Origin of the sequence: Sphingobacterium phlebotomi (assembly GCF_008180195.1) — a bacterium.
GTDB classification, from domain to species: domain Bacteria; phylum Bacteroidota; class Bacteroidia; order Sphingobacteriales; family Sphingobacteriaceae; genus Sphingobacterium; species Sphingobacterium phlebotomi.
Window position 1 is genome coordinate 22,443 of record NZ_VTAV01000017.1, and the last position, 24,068, is coordinate 46,510.

Annotated in this window: 19 protein-coding genes; 13 read left to right on the forward strand and 6 right to left on the reverse strand. The window is 39.8% G+C overall.

The genetic code is table 11. The features are described from left to right. Positions 1–217 precede the first annotated feature (217 nt). Complete coding sequence (locus FXV77_RS18195) at positions 218–499, forward strand: DUF4342 domain-containing protein (RefSeq protein ID WP_148920671.1); 282 nt, start codon at positions 218–220, stop codon at positions 497–499. Between the two features lie 36 nt (positions 500–535). Next, the gene (locus FXV77_RS18200; protein WP_148920672.1) at positions 536–751 is read left to right on the forward strand and encodes a YqaE/Pmp3 family membrane protein; all 216 of its coding nucleotides are present in this window, start codon (positions 536–538) and stop codon (positions 749–751) included. Between the two features lie 24 nt (positions 752–775). On the opposite strand, the gene FXV77_RS18205 is transcribed toward FXV77_RS18200, so the two are convergent. From FXV77_RS18205 to FXV77_RS18220, 4 genes are all read right to left on the reverse strand, one after another. Beyond that, positions 776–1,243 carry a PepSY-like domain-containing protein gene (locus FXV77_RS18205; RefSeq protein WP_148920673.1) on the reverse strand — a complete coding sequence of 156 codons (468 nt, stop codon included), beginning with the start codon at positions 1,241–1,243 and terminating at the stop codon, positions 776–778. Between the two features lie 19 nt (positions 1,244–1,262). Then, positions 1,263–1,706: a PepSY-like domain-containing protein gene (locus FXV77_RS18210; protein ID WP_148920674.1), complete on the reverse strand. Its 444-nt coding sequence runs from the start codon at positions 1,704–1,706 to the stop codon at positions 1,263–1,265. A 73-nt stretch (positions 1,707–1,779) separates the two neighbouring features. Continuing rightward, positions 1,780–3,057 (reverse strand): sensor histidine kinase, encoded by a 1,278-nt coding sequence (locus FXV77_RS18215; RefSeq protein ID WP_148920675.1) that lies wholly within the window; start codon positions 3,055–3,057, stop codon positions 1,780–1,782. Positions 3,058–3,061: 4 nt separating this feature from the next. Continuing rightward, complete coding sequence (locus tag FXV77_RS18220; RefSeq protein WP_148920676.1) at positions 3,062–3,733, reverse strand: response regulator transcription factor; 672 nt, start codon at positions 3,731–3,733, stop codon at positions 3,062–3,064. Between the two features lie 271 nt (positions 3,734–4,004). Between FXV77_RS18220 and FXV77_RS18225 the strand changes: the two genes are divergently transcribed. The 5 genes from FXV77_RS18225 to FXV77_RS18245 all read left to right on the forward strand — a co-directional run bounded on the left by FXV77_RS18225 (position 4,005) and on the right by FXV77_RS18245 (position 14,326). Beyond that, a complete protein-coding gene (locus FXV77_RS18225; protein ID WP_246162516.1) occupies positions 4,005–9,290 on the forward strand; it encodes a translocation/assembly module TamB domain-containing protein in 5,286 nt (1,761 codons plus the stop codon). Then, positions 9,259–11,589 carry a translocation and assembly module lipoprotein TamL gene (gene tamL, locus FXV77_RS18230; RefSeq protein ID WP_148920678.1) on the forward strand — a complete coding sequence of 777 codons (2,331 nt, stop codon included), beginning with the start codon at positions 9,259–9,261 and terminating at the stop codon, positions 11,587–11,589. The genes FXV77_RS18225 and tamL overlap by 32 nt, the downstream gene beginning before the upstream one ends. Positions 11,590–11,658: 69 nt before the next feature. Further along, positions 11,659–12,603 carry a malate dehydrogenase gene (locus FXV77_RS18235; protein ID WP_148920679.1) on the forward strand — a complete coding sequence of 315 codons (945 nt, stop codon included), beginning with the start codon at positions 11,659–11,661 and terminating at the stop codon, positions 12,601–12,603. 48 nt (positions 12,604–12,651) lie between these two features. Beyond that, positions 12,652–13,089, forward strand: a complete 438-nt coding sequence (locus FXV77_RS18240; protein ID WP_148920680.1) for a retropepsin-like aspartic protease — start codon at positions 12,652–12,654, stop codon at positions 13,087–13,089. 1 nt (position 13,090) lies between these two features. Further along, a complete protein-coding gene (locus FXV77_RS18245) occupies positions 13,091–14,326 on the forward strand; it encodes an acyloxyacyl hydrolase (protein WP_148920681.1) in 1,236 nt (411 codons plus the stop codon). A 9-nt stretch (positions 14,327–14,335) separates the two neighbouring features. Here FXV77_RS18245 and FXV77_RS18250 read toward each other — a convergent pair whose 3' ends face one another. Then, complete coding sequence (locus tag FXV77_RS18250; RefSeq protein WP_148920682.1) at positions 14,336–15,559, reverse strand: MFS transporter; 1,224 nt, start codon at positions 15,557–15,559, stop codon at positions 14,336–14,338. 125 nt (positions 15,560–15,684) lie between these two features. On the opposite strand from FXV77_RS18250, the gene fsa reads away from it, so the two are divergent. From fsa to rnr, 6 genes are all read left to right on the forward strand, one after another. After that, positions 15,685–16,344, forward strand: coding sequence for a fructose-6-phosphate aldolase (gene fsa / locus FXV77_RS18255; RefSeq protein WP_148920683.1), 660 nt, complete (start codon positions 15,685–15,687; stop codon positions 16,342–16,344). 211 nt (positions 16,345–16,555) lie between these two features. Further along, a complete protein-coding gene (locus FXV77_RS18260; RefSeq protein ID WP_148920684.1) occupies positions 16,556–18,661 on the forward strand; it encodes a ribonucleoside triphosphate reductase in 2,106 nt (701 codons plus the stop codon). Further along, positions 18,658–18,831 carry an anaerobic ribonucleoside-triphosphate reductase gene (nrdD, locus tag FXV77_RS22565; RefSeq protein WP_148920685.1) on the forward strand — a complete coding sequence of 58 codons (174 nt, stop codon included), beginning with the start codon at positions 18,658–18,660 and terminating at the stop codon, positions 18,829–18,831. The genes FXV77_RS18260 and nrdD overlap by 4 nt, the downstream gene beginning before the upstream one ends. Next, positions 18,824–19,507, forward strand: a complete 684-nt coding sequence (locus FXV77_RS18270; RefSeq protein ID WP_148920686.1) for an anaerobic ribonucleoside-triphosphate reductase activating protein — start codon at positions 18,824–18,826, stop codon at positions 19,505–19,507. The genes nrdD and FXV77_RS18270 overlap by 8 nt, the downstream gene beginning before the upstream one ends. A gap of 47 nt (positions 19,508–19,554) precedes the next feature. Then, positions 19,555–20,001 (forward strand): Fur family transcriptional regulator, encoded by a 447-nt coding sequence (locus FXV77_RS18275; protein WP_148920687.1) that lies wholly within the window; start codon positions 19,555–19,557, stop codon positions 19,999–20,001. A gap of 514 nt (positions 20,002–20,515) precedes the next feature. Further along, a complete protein-coding gene (gene rnr, locus FXV77_RS18280; RefSeq protein WP_148920688.1) occupies positions 20,516–22,645 on the forward strand; it encodes a ribonuclease R in 2,130 nt (709 codons plus the stop codon). Positions 22,646–22,761: 116 nt separating this feature from the next. On the opposite strand, the gene FXV77_RS18285 is transcribed toward rnr, so the two are convergent. After that, positions 22,762–24,066, reverse strand: coding sequence for a MutS-related protein (locus tag FXV77_RS18285; RefSeq protein ID WP_246162517.1), 1,305 nt, complete (start codon positions 24,064–24,066; stop codon positions 22,762–22,764). Positions 24,067–24,068 lie beyond the last annotated feature (2 nt).

A 24,068-nucleotide genomic window follows, 5' to 3' on the forward strand; every position in this document is an offset into this window, starting at 1 on the left:
TGAATAAATTTGTTAATTTCATAGATATATCAGCTGGCGACCGGAAATGTTACCATCTAAATCAAAGAAATCTAATTCATATTTTCTATTTCACCGAGTGATACGCTGCTTTTACCGATAAATGGGTTTGGCACACCTATTCTATCTAGCGTCGTTTTGGCAATTGGACTATCTTTGGAGTATACAAAAAGAAATAAATAACTACATTAAAAGTATCATGGAAACGAAAAAAACATTCACATTAGACAGCGATAATATCTGCAACGCATTTCAAAAAACCATTGACTGGATTCAGGAAACCCAGCTCAGCATAACATCAAAAAAGGGCAAAGCATATATCAAACTTCCGTTCATTATCGCTTTGGTTATCGCTATACTTGTTCCGTTTGCCTTAATTATAGGTATTATTTTTGCTTTGGCTTTTGGTATAAATATCACTTTTGAACGCTACAGGAAAAAAGAGACATCCGTTCAAAACAAAGAAATAAAATCTTATTAATCGACGAAATTGACAAAACATTAAAACAATAACACAATGATATTGATTGCAGTCTTGTTCCCTTGGCTATCATTCTTTTTAAGAGGAAAAATATTGATTGGTTTTATCTGTCTTATCTTGCAGTTTACGTTGATCGGTTGGCTCCCTGCAGCGATATGGGCTGTAGCTTCCCGTATCGATGGGAAAAATAAGAACCGCATCCGACAATTGGAAAGGCAGATGCAGCGTCCAGTTTATTATGAGAACAGATAGGGCGCGATTCCTGCCCCCTGTCTGTTAATTATCTACTCTTACAAAATCACCGTTGGTATCAAAAATCAGGTCAGTATCCGAAGTCACTAAATCTACGTCAAAACCACGCGTATTCTTTTCGATTCCATTAATGTTTTCCTTATCTGCATTAGGTGCTGGATTAGGATAGTTATCCGCTACATAAGCAACAATTTTAGGTAAGATAAAGCCTGTTGGGATATAAACTCCATCGTCTCCGTCTACCTCAATCCAATTACCGTCCGCATCAAAGTCTACTTCGATTTGATTACCCTGCTCACCAAGCTTCACGGAATAGTTTCTTCCATCCTTTTCAACTCTCGAATAAGATTTCCCTGCGAAATACTCAGAAATAAAATCTTGAGATTTTTTTGGCAATTCTGCTTCCGAAATCACCTTATCGTCATCACAAGAAACTGTTATGAACGATACTATTGCCAATAAAGACAATCCAAATAGTGTTTTTTTCATCATATATAATTATCTAATTCATTTAATCATCCACACGGATAAACTCGCCTTCTTTCGAAAATTCCAAATCCAGTCCGTTCGAGATCTCTATTTCATATCCCCTTCTTCCCCTCTTTATTTCTTTCACAAACGTATTTGGAAAGCTTTTATGGATATGTTGAGAAATGGCGGGTGATATAATTTGTGTGGGCACCGGTATTCCTTTCATCTCCACCTCTTCCCATTCTCCATCAGCATCAAACTCAATTTTCGACCCATTTTTTAAAACCACTTTATATTCTTTCTTAAAAAGGTACTCCGTGTCCATTGTGATAGTAGCCACATCTTTTTCTGAAAAATGCTTTTTCACAAATGTTTGTGCTTTAACAGGTAACTTCGTAAATAATATAACTTTGTCTTGTGCGGAAGTGGTTGTTACCGTGAATAGTAACAATATTAATGTGGTTATTTTTAATGGTGTTTTCATCCTAATACATTCCTTTAGTGTTACAAAAATTCTAATTAATTTGGGAAAGTTTTAGGAATGAAATCGTTTTCACCTACTTCTTCAAAGAAAAAATATGCATGTTCTCCTCAAAGCGATAATCAATAGACAATTCAGCATAAGTATCTACAATAGACTTCACAATGGCAAGCCCAAGACCATTTGATTGGCTATCCTGTGTACCTTTATGAAAGCGGTTGAAAATTTTCTCTTGATTTAGAGGGGCTTGATTTCCAGTATTAGCCACTGAAAGATGGTTCTGGCCTATAGTTATAGATATTATTCCCCCTTTAATATTATATCGTATAGCATTTCGGAACAAATTAGAAATCAGCACAAGTGCCAAATCCTTGTTCATCGATATATCAAAAAAACCATACTCCGCTACTTGCAGCGTTATATCCTTAAAGGATAGAAAATCCTGAAAGTCTTCACTGATTTCTTTGACTAATTGATTTAGATTAATCTGTCTAACATCCTTATACTGTTTATTCTCAATTTTCGACAGCATCAACAATGCTTTATTCAAATTTACAAGCCGTCGTAACGATGATTTCGAATCCGCCAATTGTGTTAGTTGGCTTTCGGAAAGTGATTCATCCTCCATTAACAGTTCCAATTTATTGATCGTGATGGCTAAGGGTGTCTGTAGTTCATGCGCAGCATTCTCAATAAAACGCTTTTGCTCGTCAAAGACCTCTTCATTTCGTCGCCACATCTGATTTATCTCTTCATTGAGTTGGTTGAACTCCACAATATTGGTAGATACAGGCTTTAAATAATCCTTTTTCCCAAAGCGATAAAGATTCAAATTCTCCAAGATAATTCGAAAGGGGCGCCAAGCTCGTCGAAGAACCAATTCATTAATTAAATATACCCCCAGAACGAGTACAAGGTACAGCACAACGAGTGCGGTAGTGAGATTCAGTATCAAATCATCTTCCTCAACCGTAGATGTACGGATTTCCAAATGATAAGGTTTCTGATCCGGTGCGTAGAAGCCCGTACGCAACACTCGATAGGGTTCCATCTCATCATCATAGGGCATATAGAAAAATTCATTATCAAGATAATTCTCCTCCGAAAAATCATCACCATCACCAACGGGTGTAATCCGGAATTGGTTAATGCCGTATGCATTTATTTCCAGAAGGTTCGGGTCTTCATACACCTCTCTTAGGATCAATATTTTTTGGTTTTTCAATCCATCATCCACATTGTCGTATACCTCTTCCAGAATAAAAGCATAAAACAAAGCTGCCCAAATCGTGATAATAATTAGGAAAGCGATGCTCAAATAACGTAGCGTATAATTCTTAAGAGAGACCTGCATCGTATTATACCAATTTATAACCTACGCCATAGACTGCTTGAAAATCAATTTCTGCCTGATGGTTCTTAAGCTTTCGTCGTAAATTTTTTATTTGTGAATAGATAAAATCAAGATTATCCGATTGATCGGCATCATCACCCCAAACGGCTTCCGCAAGTGATGTTTTCGTAACCAGCTTTTCGGGACGTATCATAAAATAATATAATAAGTCATATTCCTTTCTGTTTAATTGTACCTCTTCTGTTCCGATAAGAACTTTACGTTCTTCCGGAAACAATTTGACATCTTTAAATTGAATAGCTTGTTCACCGTGATGATTTTTCCGGCGGATGATCGTTTTGATACGAGCTAATAGCTCCGCCAGATGAAAGGGTTTCGCTAAATAGTCATCTGCTCCCAATTCTAATCCTTCCACCTTATCCTCCACGGAATCCTTGGCCGAAACGATAATGACCGAATCGTCCTTTCCCAATGCCCTTACTTCGGTCAACAACTGCATACCTGTCCCACCGGGCAACATAATATCGAGCAGCACACAATCGTAGTCATAGTTAGCCAATTTAGCCAATCCGCTAGCATAATCGCTAGCTGTCTCCACGATATATTTTTCGCCTTCGAGAAACGATTTAATCACATCGCAAAGGTCAGTTTCATCTTCGACAATCAGTACTTTCATAGTTAACTAAATTACAATATTACTCTTTTATCATTAATAGTTCGCAAACCTTATTTTTGTTTGTTAATTTGTAGTGGCAAATAATTAAAGGTAGAAATGAACATTTCTGTTCTTTTTACGTTTGTTGATTAAAGAGGATTGCAAAATAAAGTCACATAAAATTTAATAGAAAATCGCTTTGAATCGATTCGGACGAATAGCTTTAAAAACAATATTATGGATTATCGGCAGTATTATTGCCCTTCTGTTATTAATTATTTTACTTATACGAATGCCCGCGGTTCAAAATTATGTAGTGGGCAAGGTTACGAACTATCTGGAAAAAAAGATTGGCACACCGGTTGATATCGGTTATATCAATATTACTTTTCCTAAAAAGCTCGTACTGGAAAACGTCTATTTTGAAGACCAATCTAAAGATACGTTGATTGCCGGCGAAAAATTATTGGTCGATATCAATATGTTTAAACTGTTGAAAAATACCGTAGAGATACAGCAGTTAGAATTAAAGGGTATTACGGCAAAAATAAACAGATCACTACCCGATAGTAGTTTTAATTTTGATTACATTGTCGAAGCATTTGCTTCCGAAGAAGAAAGTACTGCAGATGTCGATACCACCTCAGCCCTTATTTTCGATATCAATGACGTACTTTTTGAGCGCATTCATTTCGTTTATCAAGATGACGTTATTGGTACAAGTGCCGACATCCGGCTACAGCATTTCGATACGAAAGTAAAAAAGTTTGATTTAACGAACAATATGGCATTTTCACTGCCTAACATAAAATTGGACGGACTCACGGCTCTGGTTAAACAATGGGCCCCTGCATCTGAACAAGAAACTCCTTCAGCAGAAGATTTTGGTATTAAGGATGCATCCGTCGAAGCATCTTCTTTGCTTCCGGATCTCGAAATAAAAAATCTGGATTTGAGTAATATTCTGGTGGAATACCAAGACTCGTCGGCTGCTATGGACACCCGTTTTGATATCCGCAAGTTAACCGCAGATATCAAAGAAATAGATCTTAATAAGGAAATTGTACGTTTGGGTAAGGTTAACTTGGATGAATCTGATTCCCAGATATTATTGGGTAAAGTTGCATCAACGCCGACTGTACAAACAGAAGCGGATACCACATCGGACAGCAGTTCCATGAACTGGATTGTATCTGCTGACAAGTTTGCTATCGATAAAACCAATGTCTGGTTTAAAGACGATAACGAACCACGCATGAAAGGGTTCGACTACTTCAACATTAAAATCAGTGATTTCCTTGCAGAGCTAGATGACCTTTATTATTCCAGCGATTCTATTTCCGGTTCATTGAAAAACCTTTCTATGGCAGATCATTCCGGTTTTTCCATCAAAAAGTTACAAGCAGACTTTGTATATCATAATACAGGTGTAGAAATTCGGAATTTCATTGCACAAACACCCAAAACCACTATCCGGGATTATATCAAGCTGTCCTATCCATCATTGGATGCTCTAACAGAAAATCCAAGCCAGGTCCTCGTGGAAGCCAACATCAAGAATTCCACATTTGATATGGGCGATATCCGTTATTTTGTACCGGATCTGGACACGATGGAGGTCATGAAACCACTTTTGGCTCGCTCTTTTTACATCAACGGCAATGTAAAAGGTCGGATGGACAACCTTACCATACCCAATATAGAATTTAGAACACTAGACCGCACACATTTGATAGCCAGTGCAGTTATCAAAGGGTTGCCCGATACCGACAAACTCTATATCGATTTGAACTTGAAAAAATTTACGACCGGCAGAGCGGATATAGAACGTCTAGTTGCGAAATCGATGATGCCTGACAGCTTACAACTCCCTAATGCTATCAGCCTGTCGGGTACATTCAAAGGAGGAATGTCTGGTTTCGATGCGAATATGAGTCTCGTAACGGAAAAAGGAAATGCCACCGTGAATGGTAATATGCAAATGGGTGCAGATACCACTTACAACGCCTATGTAGCCATCGACGATTTGAATATTGGAAATATCCTAAATCAAGATTCTGTTTTGGGTATATTATCTGCGGAAGCCACCGTAGTGGGAACCGGATTGGATCCCAAAAACATGAACGCCTCTGTAGACGGACGCTTAAACCATTTGGATGCGATGGGATATGCCTATCGTGATATCCAACTGCACGTGGATGCTAAAGATGGGGATATTGCAGGTACGCTAAACAGCCCTGACCCCAACATACAATTCAACATGGATTTTGCAGCAGACATGCGTAATACCTATCCGAAGGTAAATGCTACACTCCTGATTGACAGCGTGAATCTGCAAAACTTGAAACTGATGGACGATGATTTTCGGTATCATGGAAAAATTGTCGCTGATTTTGAAACAGCCGACCCTGATTTCTTAAACGGTTCTTTAGACATTGTCAATTCCGCAATCGCATACAACGACGCCCGTTATACGTTAGATAGCATTTCCTTGGTAGCAACAGCAGACACCAGTAGAAACACACTAATTCTAAGATCAGAATTTCTTCAAGCGCACATGGTTGGAAAATACCAACTCACGGCATTGGCTCCAGCCATACAGGACATCGTACAGATTTATTACAATCCCAGTAATGCTCCAAAAGATACGACCTCGTACAACCCGCAGAGTTTTGAGTTTAGTGCGACACTCAACCACTCTCGTTTTATACGCAACTTTCTCCCCAATTTAGAAGAAATGCGTGATATCACCCTAGACGGCACATTCAATAGTGCTTCTCAAAATTTTATGGCCAAGCTCATTGCCCCAAAAATTGTATACGAAGGTATATCCATAGAAGACGTAGGTGTCGATTTAACAACATTTGATAGCACACTATATTATTCTGCTCTCATCCACAAAATCAAAATGGGCAATATAGAATTGAATAATACCGTGGCGAGCGGTAACGTTGTAGAGAATAACATCGACTTAGGATTGTGGATAAAAGATAAGGAGGATAAAGAGCAATATCATTTGGGCGCTAGAATGCAAGCTGCTGAAAATAATTTTATTTTTAGTCTACACGAAGATGGACTGAAACTAAACTATGAAGATTGGCATATCGACACTACGAATACGATTAGTTTTGGCGAGAGTGGTATTCATGCCCATAACTTCCGTTTAACAAATAACGGACAAGAGCTTCTGGTGCAATCGCAGGATTCCACGTTAAATGCGCCTATCGATGTCTCGTTTGATAATTTCAGAATCGAGACTTTTACGCAAATGTTGGAATCCGAGGTTCTCGATTTAGGTGGAGGTATAAATGGTACTGCTACGATATCCCGGTTAGAGGGCAATCCTGTATTTGTTTCTGACTTGACCATCGACAGGTTTTACTTCGGAAAAGATACCGTGGGCAACGTGTTAGTCAAAGTGGATAACATCAAGGAGAATACATTTTCTGCTGATATCGAGATTCAAGGAAATGGCAACGATGTGCAGTTATTAGGAGATTTCATCAGTCCGCCGGATGGACCGGCAACGCTAAACGCTACACTATCCTTGAAGCCTATGAAGATGACTACTATACAAGCATTTAGCTTGGGTTATCTGGAAGACTGCGAAGGTGACTTGGTGGGCGACTTGAAAATTACAGGTACGGTGGATGCACCGAAAATCAATGGTGGACTTACGTTTCAAAACAGCAAATTGAACGTAGCAATGTTGAATGCAGATTTCCTCATGGACAACCAGACGATACATTTCAATGATAAGGGTATACAATTCAAAAAATTTGAAATCAAGGATTTGCGCGGTAACACCACTTTATTAAGCGGCTCTATTGCTACGACTACCTATACTGATTTTGACTTCAATTTGAATTTGAACATGAATGATTTTGCAGCGGTCAATTCAACAAGAGAAGATAACGATTTATTTTTCGGAAAACTATATCTGACTTCGAATCTTCGTATAAGGGGTAATTTAGACCAACCGCGTGTGGATGGGGATATTAAGGTCAATGAGAACACTGACTTTGTACTCATTGTACCCAATGACGACCCAGGTATTGCACAGCGGGATGGTGTTGTCAAATTTGTGAACCGTTCGGATACGGCTCGCGCAAACGTATTTGCCCGATTGGATTCTATGACAACAGCTACGCAATTGTCTGGTATGGATATCGCCCTCAATCTAGCTACCGATCCGGAGGCGAAATTTAAGGTTATATTAGACGAAGGCACGCAAGATGCGCTCAATATACAAGGTATCGCAGAGTTAAATGCGACTATTAATGCAAGTAACAAAATCACGATGTCAGGCACCTATACGGTAGAAAAAGGAGATTATACATTCTCACTAGGACCCATTTCGAAGCCATTCCTTTTCCAGAAAGGAAGTACTATTACCTGGAATGGTGATCCTTTAGATGCTCGTATGGATATTACCGCCATATACCGAAATCGTTTTCCAACATTGGAACTGGTACAATCACAAATTGGCGGGGAAAGTCAAAATCTATATAAGCAACGTATTCCTTTCGATGTAAAATTAATATTAACAGGTGAGCTGTTTAAGCCAGAAATTAACTTTGATATTGATTTGGACGAAAATAATGCTATCGTTTCCCAAGATGTTGTAAGTAAGGTTAATATTGCCTTAGCTAATATACGTGAAGATCCCGCGGAATTGAACAAGCAGGTGTTTTCATTAATCGCGCTCGGTCGTTTTATGTCTGCTAATCCATTTGAGAGTCTATCCGGCGGCGGCGGAGCTGAAGCGATGGCACGGAATACCGTGAGTTCGTTCTTAAGTAGTCAACTAAATAATCTCGCTTCCGACCTCATTAAAGGGGTAGAACTTGATTTCAATCTGCAATCAGAAGAAGATTATTTAACGGGGAATGCACAAACCCGAACAGACTTAAATGTCGGTGTGTCGAAGATGTTATTTGATGATCGTTTAAAAGTTACTATTGGCTCCAATTTTGAAGTCGAGGGAAATACACGTCCGGGAGAAAAAGCATCGAATATTGCGGGAGATATTTCGTTAGATTATCAACTTTCAAAAGACGGACGCTACTTCGCCCGCGTATACAGAAAAAATCAATATCAAGCAACACTGCAAGGACAGTTTGTCGAAACTGGTATTGGTTTTATCATTACGATGAGCTACGACAAGTTCAAAGAACTTTTTATGAGCTCCAGCGCCTTAGAACAATATTACAATACGGACAGTCGGGGTTTCCGTCGTCGTTTCGATGTAGAACGCATGGAGACTGACTCTGTTTACAGAGACAGCGTACGCTTAGTAATTCGGGATAGCCTTATGAAAAATAGCCCCGAATTCCGCAAACGCATAGAGGAACGTCGGAAAAACGAACAGCTACAACGTCAGGAAAACAACACCGACAGTTCTACGACAGGCGAACCAGTAGATTCGACCCATCGTGCTATTCGAAAAGAAGAAATAGAAGAGCAAGAAGAACAGGAAACGGAACAAGAAAAGAAAGATTCAACGAATAAACAAATAGATGTTACAACAAATGCCATCCGAGACGATGAAGAAGAAAGGAGTTCGCATGAAGACTAATCTGCACCGTATCGCAATGGGTTTGATCGCCGTGGTTTCGGTGGCTAGCTGTAATTCAACCAAATATCTTGCGGAGGATGAAAAGCTTTATAATAAAGGACATGTAGTCATCCATCCCCAAGACAGCATTCCGAAAGAACGAAAAGAAGCATTTGAAGTATACCTTGAAGAAATACTTCGCCCCAAACCGAATAAGAAGATTTTGGGCATGCGTTTCAAACTGGGCCTATACAATATGGGAGGCGGATCTGATTCCGCCTCCGGAGCCATCAATAGATGGTTAAGAAAACAGGGAGAAGAGCCCGTTTTGCTCAGTGATGTAAACCGGGAGTACAACGAAAACCTCTTGCGCAACCGGATGGAGAACTTTGGTTTCTTTAATGCCTACGTTACATCGGATACTACGATAGATGGCAAATTGGCGGAGGTAACGTATAATGCGTTCCCCGGAAAGATTTATCGTATCGCCAAAGTCGATTTCGAAGTAGATTCGACCAAGCAATTGGGAAAAGATATCTTGAGTACAAAACCTCAGTCCTTACTACATGTTGGAAGCAACTACAATTTAGATGTTATCCTTAACGAAAGAGACCGCATCGACAATGACTTAAAAAATAAAGGGTATTATTATTTTTCGCCTGATCATTTATTGGCAGAAGTGGACAGTAGCAAGGGAAACTACGAAGTGGACATGTATTTAAAAATGAAGCCCGAAACACCCGAGCGAGCGAAAGAGCCTCAAAAAATAGGCAACATTTTTATTTACCCCAATTTCCAGCAAACAACTCAAGGTTTTCAAACAACCCGACCAAGACCGCAGCAATTATATAATAATCAGTATTATATTATAGATCCGCAAGATACCTATCGTAAAAAAGTATTAGCCAATCATATCTTTTTTAACAAAGGAGATACCTATACGCGTTGGGAACACAACAGGACAATTAGTCATCTTGTCAATCTCAATGCTTTTAAATTTGTTAAAAACACGTTCGTTGATAATCCAGACTCTGCCAACACCATGGATGTTTATTATCATCTTACCCCGATGCAACGTAAATCCATTCGTTTTGAGGTAATTGGAAAAACGGCTTCTGTATATAATGGTACCGAGGCGAATGCTAACTGGACACTCCGAAACGCATTCAAAGGATTCGAAACACTTACTGTGAGTGTCTTTGGCGGTTATGAAACCCAAACAGGGGGCAGTGTAAATCTGAATTCAGCCTATATACGCTATGGAACAGAAGTAGGTATCGTATGGCCACGCTTGCTATCACCTTATAAGTGGGCTCCATCCAGACGTTATATTCCGAAAACGTATGCAAAAGTCGGGTATGAGTTTTTGAATCGTCGAAATGCTTATACACTTAATTCACTCACGATGAATTATGGTTATAACTGGAGGGAAGACGACCAAAAGCAACACGACTTGGCTGTTGCGGAAATTATCTACGTGCAACCGCGTAATATTTCTGATGATTACCGTGCCCAGATGGACACCGTTCCGACATTACGCCATATTGTAGACCCTCAGTTTTCATTCGGCCCCAACTACTCGTATACCTTTACCAATTCGATGGAAGCGACACGTAAGCACACCTTTTATGTAAAAACAGGCTTAAATACTTCCGGAAATGTCTTGGGATTGATTCAAGGTGCCAACTATGATGAAGGTGCTAAAGAGATTTTTGGAACTCCTTACGCGCAGTTTATCAAAGCGGAAGCCGATTTCCGTCACTATATGAAGCTTTCTTCTACCTCCCAACTCGCCTCTCGATTGATGGTGGGATTGAGTCATTCCTACGGAAACTCACGTTCACTCCCCTATTTAAAGCAATATTTTACCGGTGGACCTAATGGGTTACGTGCCTACCGTCCAAGGGCTGTCGGTCCGGGTTCAGCATTACCTGAAAATATTGGCGAAAATAATTTCTTTGCGGACCAAACGGGAGATTTCAAGCTGGAACTTAACACGGAATACCGGGCACAGATAGCTGGTATGTTGCATTGGGCTGCCTTTATAGATGCAGGCAATATATGGTTACAACGTGAAGATGAAAATAAACCCGGTGGAAAACTGTCCAAAGATTTTTATAAAGAACTGGCGGTGGGTGCTGGCGTGGGATTACGCCTTGATTTGGATTTCTTGATTATCCGTACGGATTTCGCTATGCCAATACGTGTGCCGTATCGGGATCCAGGAGATCGTTGGGTATTCAAATATATCGATTTCCGTGATTCTCAATGGAGACGTGAAAATCTCGTATTTAATTTAGCCATAGGTTATCCATTCTAGAGGAATAAAGAAAAGTTTCGTACATTTATCTACACATCAAATCTTCACCAACAACAAAGGAGAAAAAATATGCAGACAAAAATAACAGTTATTGGAGCAGGCGCTGTTGGTTCTACCACAGCGGACAATCTTGTACGGCGGAACATCGCGGAAGAAATTGTGCTGTTGGATATCAAAGACGGTGTTGCAGAAGGTAAGGCGCAGGATATGATGCAAACAGCGGCTCTTTTAGGATTTGATTCTACCATAAAGGGAGTCACGAACGATTATACACAAACGGCTGGTTCGGCAGTGGCTGTTATCACTTCCGGTATTCCTAGAAAACCTGGAATGACACGTGAAGAACTTATAGGAACCAACGCCGGTATCGTCAAATCTGTCGTAGAGAATTTAATAAAACATTCCCCCGACATCATTATCTTAATCGTGTCCAACCCGATGGATACGATGACATATCTCACACTAAAATCGAGCGGTCTGCCCAAAAACAGAATTATAGGCATGGGCGGTGCACTGGATTCAGCGCGTTTCAAATACCAAATTTCGCAAAAGCTACAAGCTTCGGCAAATGACCTGAATGCGATTGTTATCGGTGGACATGGCGACACAACCATGATTCCGTTGATACATCACGCCACGTGGAACAGCATCCTTGTTAACAGCTTCCTAACACAGGAAGAACAAGACGACATCGTGAAAAAGACCATGGTTGGTGGGGCTACGTTAACTGCGTTGATTGGTACTTCTGCCTGGTATGCGCCGGGAGCAGCTGCAGCAGCCATGGTGGAAAGTATTGTACGTGACCAAAACAGGCTTTTTACAGCATCTGTATTCCTAGAGGGTGAGTACGGTGAAGAAGATATCAATATTGGTGTGCCCGTCATTATTAACAAAAAAGGTTGGGATCGTATTGTTCCCTTGGAATTATCAGAAGAAGAGAAAGTATTGTTTAAAAACAGTGCAAATGCCGTGAGGAATATGAACCAAGTATTGAAAGATAGTAATATCATATAACGCTCTTTTTTGCATGGGTTTTATTTTTATATTTCCTAAGTTTAACCCATGCAAAAAATTCCGTTAGAAATATTGGAACTACAAGGCGATGGTTACCACATATTGATTGATGTTTATTTATTTGACCAACCTTTTAAAATGGTGCTAGATACGGGAGCATCAAAAACCGTTCTTGACAAAACCACACTTCTACAATCCGGTATCCCGGAGGAAAAAATTGAAAACACCAATATCATCTCGACAGGATTAGGTACAAACTCTATGGAAAGTTTTATACTGGAGCTGCCAACTTTCGAAATAGGGAATTGGAAAATAAAGAAATTTATAACAGCGGTACTAGACCTGAGTGCCGTTAATTATGCTTATCAACAGATGAACCTGCCTCCCGTTATCGGTGTGCTGGGTGGAGATATTCTCGTTTCCTATGCTGCTCGGATTGATTATCGAAAACGACTTTTAACATTACGGGATCGTAAAGTAAGTTGAGATGTGGGGTGTTTTATTATTCTTCTGCGGTTTCCTCACCGCTTTTCCATTTGGCGCATTATCGCGAGACACACTTTCGGTAGATACTGTCCACAAACTAAATGGTGCGGGGCGATTTGTACATCACCTTGGGGTGGAACTTCGTCCAGGTTATGTGTTGCCTAATGTTCCTTTTTACGCCGGATTCAACAATCAACAAAAACCTATTCGAAACGCATTATCCGGACACATAAAATACGCCTTTCGATTCCCAGATGGATCATTAGGCGATCAGATTTATGCCCATACTTATCAAGGAATAGGCGTGTCTTTTTATAGTTTCGGCAATCCGCAGGAATTGGGTTCTCCCAAAACAATGTATTTTTTTCAGCGTTCCAATATCACACAACTTGGTGCAAGAACAGCGTTAGATTATGAATGGAATTTTGGTTTATCAACTGGCTGGAAACCACACCATTTTACACAAAATCCCTACAATGTCGCGATTGGCTCTAAAACCAATGCTTACCTAAACGCTGGACTATATTTGAGATGGGCATTAACCCAACATACAGATTTGGCAACGGGCATAGATTTCACTCATTTTTCAAATGGCAACACCAATTTCCCCAATGCAGGACTCAACATGATAGGGTTAAAACTCGGCATTCTATATGACTTTCGAAAACGAGAGCCAACCGCAAAGCTTGCCAGAATTCCCGATTCTCTGCTCACGCAATATCCCAGACATATCAACTATGATTTCGTTCTTTTCGGTTCATGGCGTCGAAAAGGAGTCGAAGTTATGGGGCAACCTGTCCCTTCACCGCATCAATATCCGGTTTTGGGAATGTATTTTGGCCCAATGTACAATTTAAGTTATAGATTTCGCGTAGGTGTTTCTATCGATGCTGTATACGATGGCAGTGCGAATGTTTATACTAAGAATTATTTTTCGGCTGCCGCCGGAGAAAAGTTTTTTAAACCATCTGTAGATAAACAGATGGCATTAGGGCTATCAGCAAGAGCCGAATATATCATGCCGATTTTTACTATTGGTGTAGGTCTGGGAGGCAACGTATTACATAAAGGCGGAGACCTCCGGGGCACTTATCAAACATTTGCCCTTAAGATAGCGACCACCAAAAATTCATTCTTACATATCGGCTATAATTTAAAAGATTTTCACGAACCTAATTATTTGATGTTGGGTCTTGGCTACCGATTTAAAAATAAAGCACCATCGTTGTTGTATTGAGAGAGGATATTATATTTTTTTAAACAATCTTCGATGAATGTGTAGCCGTAGATAGGTATAAAAGCTTAACGCAATAACAGTACCTGCTGTTCCCATCACGTAGAGCGTACTTTTAATTCCAATATATTCAGCCAGTGCGCCTACCAATAATGTTCCTATGGGAACGACACCTTGAAAAGCCATTACATAATAGCCTATTACCCTGGCACGATAGCTGGGTACCGCATGGGTCTGGATGTAGGTGTTAATGGAAGAATTTTGCATCATCATGGCAAACGCGACCATCATCGTAAACATCAAAGCTAACGGTAGAATAGGTGCAAAAGCTAATAAACAAATTGCCGTACCCATTAAAAAAGCAGAAAACAAAACGCGATACCGGAGATTATCACCTGTTTTTAATCTTGCCATATTGATGGCGCCGATCATCGCTCCAAAACCTGCTGCACTTTCAAACCAAGAGAAAGTAGACTCGTCTCCCGAAAAAAGATCTTTAGCCACCGCCGGCAGCAAAGACGTATAAGGTATAACGAATAAGCTTGAAAAAACCAATACGATAATCAATGATGCAATATGTGGAGAACGTCTTAAATAGCTAAACCCCTCGATAAGCGCCCGCCAGTTGCTTTCCTTCGTAAGTTTCGACGGATCTTCTTTCACACGCATCAGCAGGAGACATATAATGACCGGCACAAAACTGATAAAGTTGATACCGAAACAAACAAATTCGCCATACTTAGTCAACAAAATACCACCAATGGCCGGTCCCACCATCCTAGCAGCATTGAAAATAGAAGAATTCAGCGCGATGGCATTGGGTAAATCTCGTTTGTTATCTACAAGCGATATCATCAATGATTGGCGACCTAGTACATCGAATGCATTGATAACTCCTTGTATAAATCCTAGTGTAGATAGGATAAAAACAGTTTCCAGATGCAGCCCTACCACCAAGGTTAAGACACCGGTCTGTATCATCAATCCGATTTGCGTAAGGAACACCAACTTATACTTTTTATGCTTATCAACAAACGAACCGACAAATGGAGAGAGAATCAGAGACGGAAGCAAGGCAATAAATTGTACGAAACCTAACCAAAAAACAGAGTTTGTCATTTCATATACCATCCAACTGATAGCGATCCGTTGCATCCAAGTGCCTAAAAGTGATATCGCCTGACCAATGACGTGTAATCGAAAATTAGGATAAGAAAGCGATCTAAATATGTCCATTAACGGCAAAAAAATGTTTTGATTAAACTTAACCAGATTGAGAATAATATAGTTACTTTTGTAACATACATACGTATATTATGTTTTAAAATATTTTAAATCATTTATAAAATCATCTATTAAACATGAAGTTTTTTATCGATACCGCAAACCTAGCACAAATCAAAGAAGCACAAGACCTTGGTGTGTTGGATGGTGTGACCACTAATCCCAGCCTTATGGCAAAAGAGGGCATCAGTGGTGAAGAGAATGTAATTAATCATTATAAAGCCATCTGCGATATTGTAGATGGGGATGTAAGCGCCGAGGTCATCTCGACAGATTATGACAATATCATCAAAGAAGGTGAAGCTTTGGCTGCTTTAAATCCAAAAATTGTGGTGAAAGTTCCCATGATCAAAGATGGTATTAAAGCCATCAAATATTTTAGTAAAAAAGGCATCAAAACCAACTGTACGCTCGTTTTTTCTGCAGGCCAGGCATTATTAGCTGCAAAAGCAGGAGCAACATATGTATCTCCTTTTGTTGGACGATTAGATGATATTTCCGTAGATGGTCTGGGGTTAATCGAAGAAATTCGCCTGATCTATGACAATTACGGTTTTAAAACAGAAATCTTAGCGGCTTCTGTACGCCATAGTGGACATTTATTGGGTTGTGCCAAGATTGGAGCGGATGTAATGACAGGACCTTTATCTGTTATCCTGTCCCTATTAAAGCACCCATTAACCGATAGTGGACTGGCACAATTTTTAGCCGACCACGCGAAAGCAGCAGGAAAATAACGACTGATAAGAGCCCTCCTGACGGTGTCGGGATCATTTTTATGCTTAAAGCCCCTCCGAATCTTCGGAGGGGCTTCTTTATTACATTCTTTTTTATCACATTTTCGAGGATTTATGTCTCTGCTCATAAAACAACAGCCATTTCCGTCTTAAATTTGTTAGGAGCCTCCACTAACGGGAGAAAAACAACATCCCCATACAAACAACCGCTATGGAAAAATATGTAATCAAGCGAAATGGTGTTTATGCACCCCTCGAAACTTACAAAATACAAGACGCTATCCAAAAAGGGTTTAAGAGCGTATCATATCCCATTGACGACCGGATCTTCGAACGTGTCTTGAAGGATTTGGCAGATAAGGACATCTGGGCTGTAGAAGATATACAGAATATCATTGAACGGCAGTTTTACGAACTCGGCTATTTCGATGTCATGAAATCCTTTATGCTGTACAGACATACACGTAAGTTACAACGGGAGCATATCGATCATTTCAATGATGATACGACCTATGTAAACAGTAGTCAAACCGTAGCAGAATATATCCGTCAACAAGATTGGCGCATCAACGCAAATGCGAATACGTCCTATTCAAATGCTGGTTTAATTAACAATACAGCTGGAAAAATCATCGCTAATTATTGGTTAGATAAAGTTTATAATAAGGAAGAAGGCTATGCCCATCGTGATGGTGATATCCATATCCATGATTTAGATTGCCTAACAGGCTATTGTGCTGGTTGGAGCTTACGGGTATTACTTGATGAAGGTTTTAACGGTGTGCGGGGACGCGTAGAGAGTAGACCTCCCTCCCATTTCCGCGAGGCGCTGGGTCAGATGGCAAATTTCCTGGGCATTTTACAAAGCGAATGGGCAGGAGCACAAGCCTTTAGTTCTTTTGATACCTACCTTGCTCCTTATGTTTTCAAAGATCAACTAAATTATGGCAATGTCCTTAAAGCGGTACGTAGCTTTGTGTATAATCTCAATGTTCCCGCGCGATGGGGTCAATCGCCATTCACAAATATCACCCTCGATTGGACAGTACCGGAAGATTTAAGAGCGCAGATACCCACTAAAGGAGGACGACATCTTTTTACTGAAGTGCACAACCAAAAATTAATAGATTTGGCTCGCGAGCGCGGCGCGGCATCTCTGGAAGATCTTTGTTACCGACATTTTCAGTCTGAAATGGATATGATCAATAAAGCTTACTATACCGTGATGACTGAAGGAGATGCCAATGGACAACCGTTCACCTTCCCGATTCCCACCGTTAATATCACGGAAGATTTTGATTGGCATAGTGCGAACGCATATTTGCTTTTCGAAAATACAGCGAAAATTGGATCGTCCTATTTCCAGAATTTCATTGGTAGTCAATATATCATCGATGCTGACGGCCAAAGGATTGAAAATCCCGAAGCCTATAAGCCTAACGCAGTACGTAGCATGTGTTGCCGCTTACAATTAGATTTACGCGAGCTACTCAAACGTGGAAATGGGCTATTCGGAAGTGCGGAGATGACGGGAAGCATCGGCGTGGTTACCATCAATATGGCACGGTTAGGCTATTTATACGCTCATCAAACGGAGAAACTATACGAACGTCTTGATCAACTGCTGTTATTAGCCAAATCTACCTTAGAAAAAAAACGAAAATTCATTCAGCAGCTATATGATAATGGTTTATTTCCATATACCAAACGATATCTGAGCCATTTCCGCAACCATTTTTCGACGATTGGAGTCAACGGCATGAATGAGATGATCCGGAATTTTAGTAATGATAAACAGCACATAGTGAGCGATTGGGGAATAACGTTTGCTTCCGATATACTAGAGCATATACGTCATCGTCTTCGTATGTTTCAAGAAGAAACCGGTAATCTATACAATTTGGAGGCAACACCCGCGGAAGGAACGACCTATCGCTTCGCGAAGGAAGACAAAAAACGCTTTCTGGAAATTCTGCAAGCCGGGGAAGGTGAACATATCTACTATACGAACAGCTCGCAAATTCCGGTTAACCATACAGAAGATCCTTTTGAAGCGCTCCTATTACAGGATCAACTTCAATGTAAATATACAGGCGGCACCGTATTACATCTCTATATGAACGAGCGTATCAGTTCGCCCGAAGCCTGTCGGGAGTTTGTACGTACGGTAATTTCCAACTTCAAACTTCCTTACATCACGGTCACACCAGTATTCAGCATTTGTCCGGTGCATGGTTATCTAACAGGCGAACATGAATACTGTCCACAATGCGATGACATTATCATTTCAAACCATCAACAAATACATACCGTATGACAAGTAACACCGCAAAACAGTTGTTGATTTTGCAGCAAAACCAACAGCAACGCAGTAAATGCCTGGTTTATACTAGAGTTATGGGTTACCACAGACCCGTAGAGAGTTTTAACATCGGCAAAAAAGGAGAGCATCGTCAACGCACGCACTTTAAAGAGCAGCATGACTAAACCCATTTACAGCATTACACCTTTTACTTTACTGGATTATCCACACCACCCAGCCTGCATCGTTTGGTATGCAGGCTGTAACATGCGTTGCTTATATTGCTACAATTCAGATATTGTCTTGGGAAAGGGTAAACTCACGATAGAAGATACCCGATATTTCCTACAATCCCGGAAATCGTTGCTGCAGGGAGTAGTCTTCAGTGGAGGCGAATGCACCTTACACCCCACATTAATTAATCTCGCTCGTATAGCTAAGGAAATGGGGTATTATATAAAAGTCGATACCAACGGCACAAAGCCCAACGTATTAAAACAGTTATGGGACGAAGGTTTGCTGGATTATGTAGCGCTGGATTTTAAAGGAATCGATAAAAAGTATCGCGAGATTACTCTTTCGGATACGTTTGCCTCTTTTGCCGACAGCTTATCGTTATTACAAAAAAACGCCATTCCTTTCGAGGTACGAACCACCTGGCATGCAGATCTGCTTTCCATCGAAAATATGGAGGCTATGATTACTTACCTGGATCAACAAGGATACAAAGGAACATATTTCATTCAATATTTTATGAATGGTGTTAAGACATTATCTCCTCTTCCTTACGCAAACAACAGTGCATTTAATCCAGTTCAATTATCCACAGCAAAGATCGAAGTTGAAATCCGCAGGTCATAAGGATAGAAAGATAGGTGTTAAAAAAAATCCGTAAATTTACCCCTATCATGACGAAGGAAAAAACAGAAAAAAGTAAAGACTTTACAGAACTTCTTCGGGAAAATGGTTTAAAAGTCACCTCCCCAAGACTGCGTGTTTTGAACGAAATAACGCATAAAAAAGCAGCAATATCCCAACCCGATTTAGAAAAAATCGTAGGAAGGGACATCGATAGAGTAACCTTATATCGTATCTTATCAAGCTTCGAAGAGAAGGGGATTGTACATAAAATCTTCGATTTAAATGGTACAGCAACCTATGCCATGTGTACTTCGAATTGTACAGAAAACCACCATCACGACCAACATGTTCACTTTATTTGTTCGGTATGCAATAGTGTATATTGTCTCGATGAAGTATCTCTTCCAAAAATCACTTTACCTCGCCATTTTGCACTCCATTCCCTGGCCATAAACGCCGTCGGGTTATGTGCAAATTGTCAAAAAGAGAACTAAATATCCTTTCCAAAATACGTTATTAAGCGAAATGCTTTCCGAAATTGGAAAGCATTTTTTTATTTAAAAACATAAACTAAAATAAGATAATAACAAAATATTAATTTTTACCAAAATAAACATAATATATTAAAAACAAACATATTATATAAAGTAAACAAAACTAGAAGTATAAATAATTAATTTTATCTATATCCTATTAAAAACAGCTTTTAGAGTTCAAATCGCCTCTATTCCTTTCAGAACGAGCCCTAAATAAATATATATTTAGCAAAAAATATATTATTACGCATATAATCAAATAATTAAATATGCTAAAATAAATAAAATAAACACAAACATTACAAAACTGTAAATGCGTCGTTTTTGAATAAACGCGAAGAACTTTTTTTACGTATCTTAGTTTATGTAAATGAGACATCGATACCGCTCCATCGGAAGGTTACGCAAACCCTTCCCTCCTGTCGGTTTTTGACAATAGAAAGCGTCGGTATCGAGCAATAATTTTAGACACATGAAACAAAAAAAAGAGAACGCCTACAAAGAAGTACTGACACATCTTATCGTCGACATATTCGAAAAATCAAACAACACACCACTCAACTATAAACAGGTAGCTGCAAAACTCAACCTTAGCGACAGCGACTCCAAAAACGCCATTGCAGAGATTCTTACTGACGAATCCAAATCCGGCAAATTCCTGCAAGTGGAGCGGGGCAAATTTAAGTTACGCCAATTGAACGTCTACATCCAAGGTAAGGTCGATATGACTGCTGATGGGTCAGCCTATATTATTCCTGAAGACGAATTGGAAAATGACATTTATATCGCCCCTCGAAAATTGAGACAGGCACTTCATAACGACCTCGTAAAAATACATGTTTATGAACGAGGAAAAGGACGCAAGCGAGAAGGGGAAGTAGTCGAAATCATCCAGCGAGCGAAAACGGATTTCACCGGAACGATAGACATCTCCAAATCTTATGCATTTTTCCTGCCTGACGACAGAAAGATGATCCACGATATATTCGTTCCACTAGACAATCTAAACGGTGCGCAACACGGGGAAAAAGTTGTTGTATCGATTATCGAGTGGCCAAAGAATGCCAAAAATCCAATTGGAAAGGTTAAAAGCATTCTAGGTAAAAAAGGAGAGAACGACACCGAAATGAATGCCATTCTTGCAGACTTTGGTTTTCCTCTATCATTTCCATCCAAAGTGGAAGCGGAAGCAAACGCTATTTCGGAGCAAATACCAGCTGATGAAATAAAGAAAAGACGTGATTTCCGTGATGTTCTTACGTTCACGATAGACCCTTTTGATGCAAAGGACTTTGATGACGCCATTTCTTTCCAAACGCTAGATAATGGGAATTACGAAATCGGCGTTCATATCGCAGATGTTTCCCATTATGTGCAGCCAGATTCGCTATTAGATAAAGAAGCTTTTGACCGGGGTACGTCGGTATATCTTGTTGACCGTGTTATCCCTATGCTTCCCGAACGTTTGTCAAATGGTGTCTGTTCACTGCGCCCACACGAAGACAAGCTGTGTTTTTCGGCTGTATTCGAAATGGACGATAAAGCAAACGTTTTAAACCAATGGTTCGGACGTACAACTATCAACTCCAATCGCCGCTTTAGCTATGAAGAAGCGCAAGAGGTTATTGAAACTCGACAAGGAGACCATGCTTCCGAAATTCTTAAGCTTAATGAACTCGCCTATATCCTCCGCGAACGCAAGTTTAAAAATGGTGCGATCAGCTTTGAAAGCGAAGAGGTTAAATTCCATCTTGATGAAAAAGGGAAACCATTGGGCGTCTACACCAAAGAAAGAAAGGATGCACATAAGCTTATTGAAGATTTTATGCTCCTTGCCAACCGAAAAGTTGCTGAATACATCGGAAAGCAAGGAAGAGGTAAAAATAAGCTAACGTTTGTCTATCGATTCCACGATACACCAAACCCGGAAACGTTGACCACTTTTTCGCAGTTTGCTTTACGGTTTGGACACAAGCTCACGATTAAAACAGATAAAGAGGCTGCCCGATCACTGAATGCACTCTTGACAAAAATCGAAGGTACGAAGGAGCAGAACATGTTAACAACACTCGCTATCCGATCGATGGCGAAAGCTATCTATACGACCAAAAGTAGTAGCCATTATGGGCTCGCTTTCGATTATTATACGCATTTCACCTCTCCTATCCGTCGTTATCCGGACGTGATGGTACACCGTTTGTTGCAATTTTATCTCGATGGTGGAAGGAAAATCAATGCGGAACATTACGAAAAAATGGCAGAACATTCCTCCCAAATGGAGAAAAAAGCTGCCGAAGCGGAACGCGCTTCCATTAAGTACAAACAGGCTGAGTTTCTGGAAGACCAGATCGGTGTAGAATATACAGGAATCGTATCGGGTGTAACCGAATGGGGCATGTATGTGGAGATTCAGGAAAATAAATGTGAGGGCATGGTACGCCTACGCGATATCACAGACGATTTCTATACACTTGACGAAAAAAACTACGCCATCATCGGCCAACGGAAGAAAAAGAAATATCAACTGGGTGACGAGGTACGCATCAAAGTAAAGAAAGTAGATCTGGAAAAACGACAGATTGATTTTACGTTGGTATCGTAAGGAAATCCATGATGTTCTAAAAAATGCGACACTGACAACAGTGTAAATGCTTGTCTTCTAATGAAGCCGGCATTTATACTTTTGTTTTTATTTTTTCTTTTAGATGTTAGCTGTTCCTATTGAGCTGATTTAACCTTTTCAAATGTATCGAATACCTTCTCCCGCTCTAAAAACCACATGCCCAGTTTTTCGTCCGCCACACCCGACGCCAAACAATATGTAAAAACGACACCTTTATCGTCTTGCATTTCCGTTTTCAAAAATCTAAACGCCACTTGCTTATTTTTCTTCAATTCTGTTGATAACTCAGCAATGTGAGAAGATATAAAAAAGACGGCATCTTCAATTCCAGCAATACTGTCCATTAATTTCAAAGTCGCTTCATAGGCATCCTGGTAATTTGTTCCTTTAAAAAGTTCATCCAGAACAATTACTATTTTCCCTTTTTTCTCCAATGTTCCTGCAATCATTTTCAACCTACGCACCTCATTAAAAAAATGGCTATATCCCGCAATAAGGTTATCACCTAGATTAATTGTGGTTATTAAGCCTTGAAATAGCATAGCTTGCATACTATCTGCAGGAACAGGCAAACCTAAATGAGCCAGATAAACACATGCACTTATACTTTTTAGCAAAGTGGATTTACCCGTCATATTGGCTCCCGTTAAAAACCAGATGTTTTGACACCTTTTTACCTCAACATCGTTCTTTATCGGATTTTCAAGTGCTAAATTATAAAGGCCCTTGATGTTTAGTAGGTTTTCCCCTTCATCCTTTTCGATAAATTGTGGAAACACAAGCTGTTTTCTTTTCAATGATTTTGCTACACTTCTTAACGCATCTAGCGTGTACCACATAGCAAAAATTTCTGTTATGTCGTTTCTCTTTACATTCCTAAAGATATAATCGTATTTTATAATAGCGTTAAGGGTATTTTTGCCTAAAGAAACCTTTTGCAACTCTTCTAAATTGAAGTCCGCCGTTATTTCGGAGAACGAATGCGACAACCTTGCCAGTAGCCCTATCGGTTTGTCTGAACAACTAGCATTTTCAAAAACGACAGAGAGATTTATAATAATCTGTGCAACTTCTTTAATAGATTGTGTAATCAACAAACGTTCTTTTTCATAGGTGAGAGACCAAAAATTAGTAGCGAATTTATCCACATAGTAAGAAAATTGGCTCTGAGAATAAACCTCTTTCGGAAGACTGAGGTATCGTTCGAGATCATCCATCATATATTTATCGAAGAGCTTATCCATATCTACCGCAGCTAGATAGGCAATAGCTTCTTGTCTATGTTGGATTTGTTCTTGATCATTCAGCGGATGGAGAAAATAATCGTATAGGACATCTCTTCCTCCAACTGTAATGGTATTATCAAAAAAATCCAACAAGCTGGAAGCGTTCCAACTCATAG

Bases quoted from the DNA above. Each gene is read 5' to 3' on its own strand.
- FXV77_RS18195 (WP_148920671.1), top strand. From the start codon at position 218: ATGGAAACGAAAAAAACATTCACATTAGACAGCGATAATATCTGCAAC.
- FXV77_RS18200 (WP_148920672.1), top strand. From the start codon at position 536: ATGATATTGATTGCAGTCTTGTTCCCTTGGCTATCATTCTTTTTAAGA.
- FXV77_RS18205 (WP_148920673.1), bottom strand. From the start codon at position 1,243: ATGATGAAAAAAACACTATTTGGATTGTCTTTATTGGCAATAGTATCG.
- FXV77_RS18210 (WP_148920674.1), bottom strand. From the start codon at position 1,706: ATGAAAACACCATTAAAAATAACCACATTAATATTGTTACTATTCACG.
- FXV77_RS18215 (WP_148920675.1), bottom strand. From the start codon at position 3,057: ATGCAGGTCTCTCTTAAGAATTATACGCTACGTTATTTGAGCATCGCT.
- FXV77_RS18220 (WP_148920676.1), bottom strand. From the start codon at position 3,733: ATGAAAGTACTGATTGTCGAAGATGAAACTGACCTTTGCGATGTGATT.
- FXV77_RS18225 (WP_246162516.1), top strand. From the start codon at position 4,005: ATGCCCGCGGTTCAAAATTATGTAGTGGGCAAGGTTACGAACTATCTG.
- tamL (WP_148920678.1), top strand. From the start codon at position 9,259: ATGAAGAAGAAAGGAGTTCGCATGAAGACTAATCTGCACCGTATCGCA.
- FXV77_RS18235 (WP_148920679.1), top strand. From the start codon at position 11,659: ATGCAGACAAAAATAACAGTTATTGGAGCAGGCGCTGTTGGTTCTACC.
- FXV77_RS18240 (WP_148920680.1), top strand. From the start codon at position 12,652: ATGCAAAAAATTCCGTTAGAAATATTGGAACTACAAGGCGATGGTTAC.
- FXV77_RS18245 (WP_148920681.1), top strand. From the start codon at position 13,091: ATGTGGGGTGTTTTATTATTCTTCTGCGGTTTCCTCACCGCTTTTCCA.
- FXV77_RS18250 (WP_148920682.1), bottom strand. From the start codon at position 15,559: ATGGACATATTTAGATCGCTTTCTTATCCTAATTTTCGATTACACGTC.
- fsa (WP_148920683.1), top strand. From the start codon at position 15,685: ATGAAGTTTTTTATCGATACCGCAAACCTAGCACAAATCAAAGAAGCA.
- FXV77_RS18260 (WP_148920684.1), top strand. From the start codon at position 16,556: ATGGAAAAATATGTAATCAAGCGAAATGGTGTTTATGCACCCCTCGAA.
- nrdD (WP_148920685.1), top strand. From the start codon at position 18,658: ATGACAAGTAACACCGCAAAACAGTTGTTGATTTTGCAGCAAAACCAA.
- FXV77_RS18270 (WP_148920686.1), top strand. From the start codon at position 18,824: ATGACTAAACCCATTTACAGCATTACACCTTTTACTTTACTGGATTAT.
- FXV77_RS18275 (WP_148920687.1), top strand. From the start codon at position 19,555: ATGACGAAGGAAAAAACAGAAAAAAGTAAAGACTTTACAGAACTTCTT.
- rnr (WP_148920688.1), top strand. From the start codon at position 20,516: ATGAAACAAAAAAAAGAGAACGCCTACAAAGAAGTACTGACACATCTT.
- FXV77_RS18285 (WP_246162517.1), bottom strand. From the start codon at position 24,066: ATGAGTTGGAACGCTTCCAGCTTGTTGGATTTTTTTGATAATACCATT.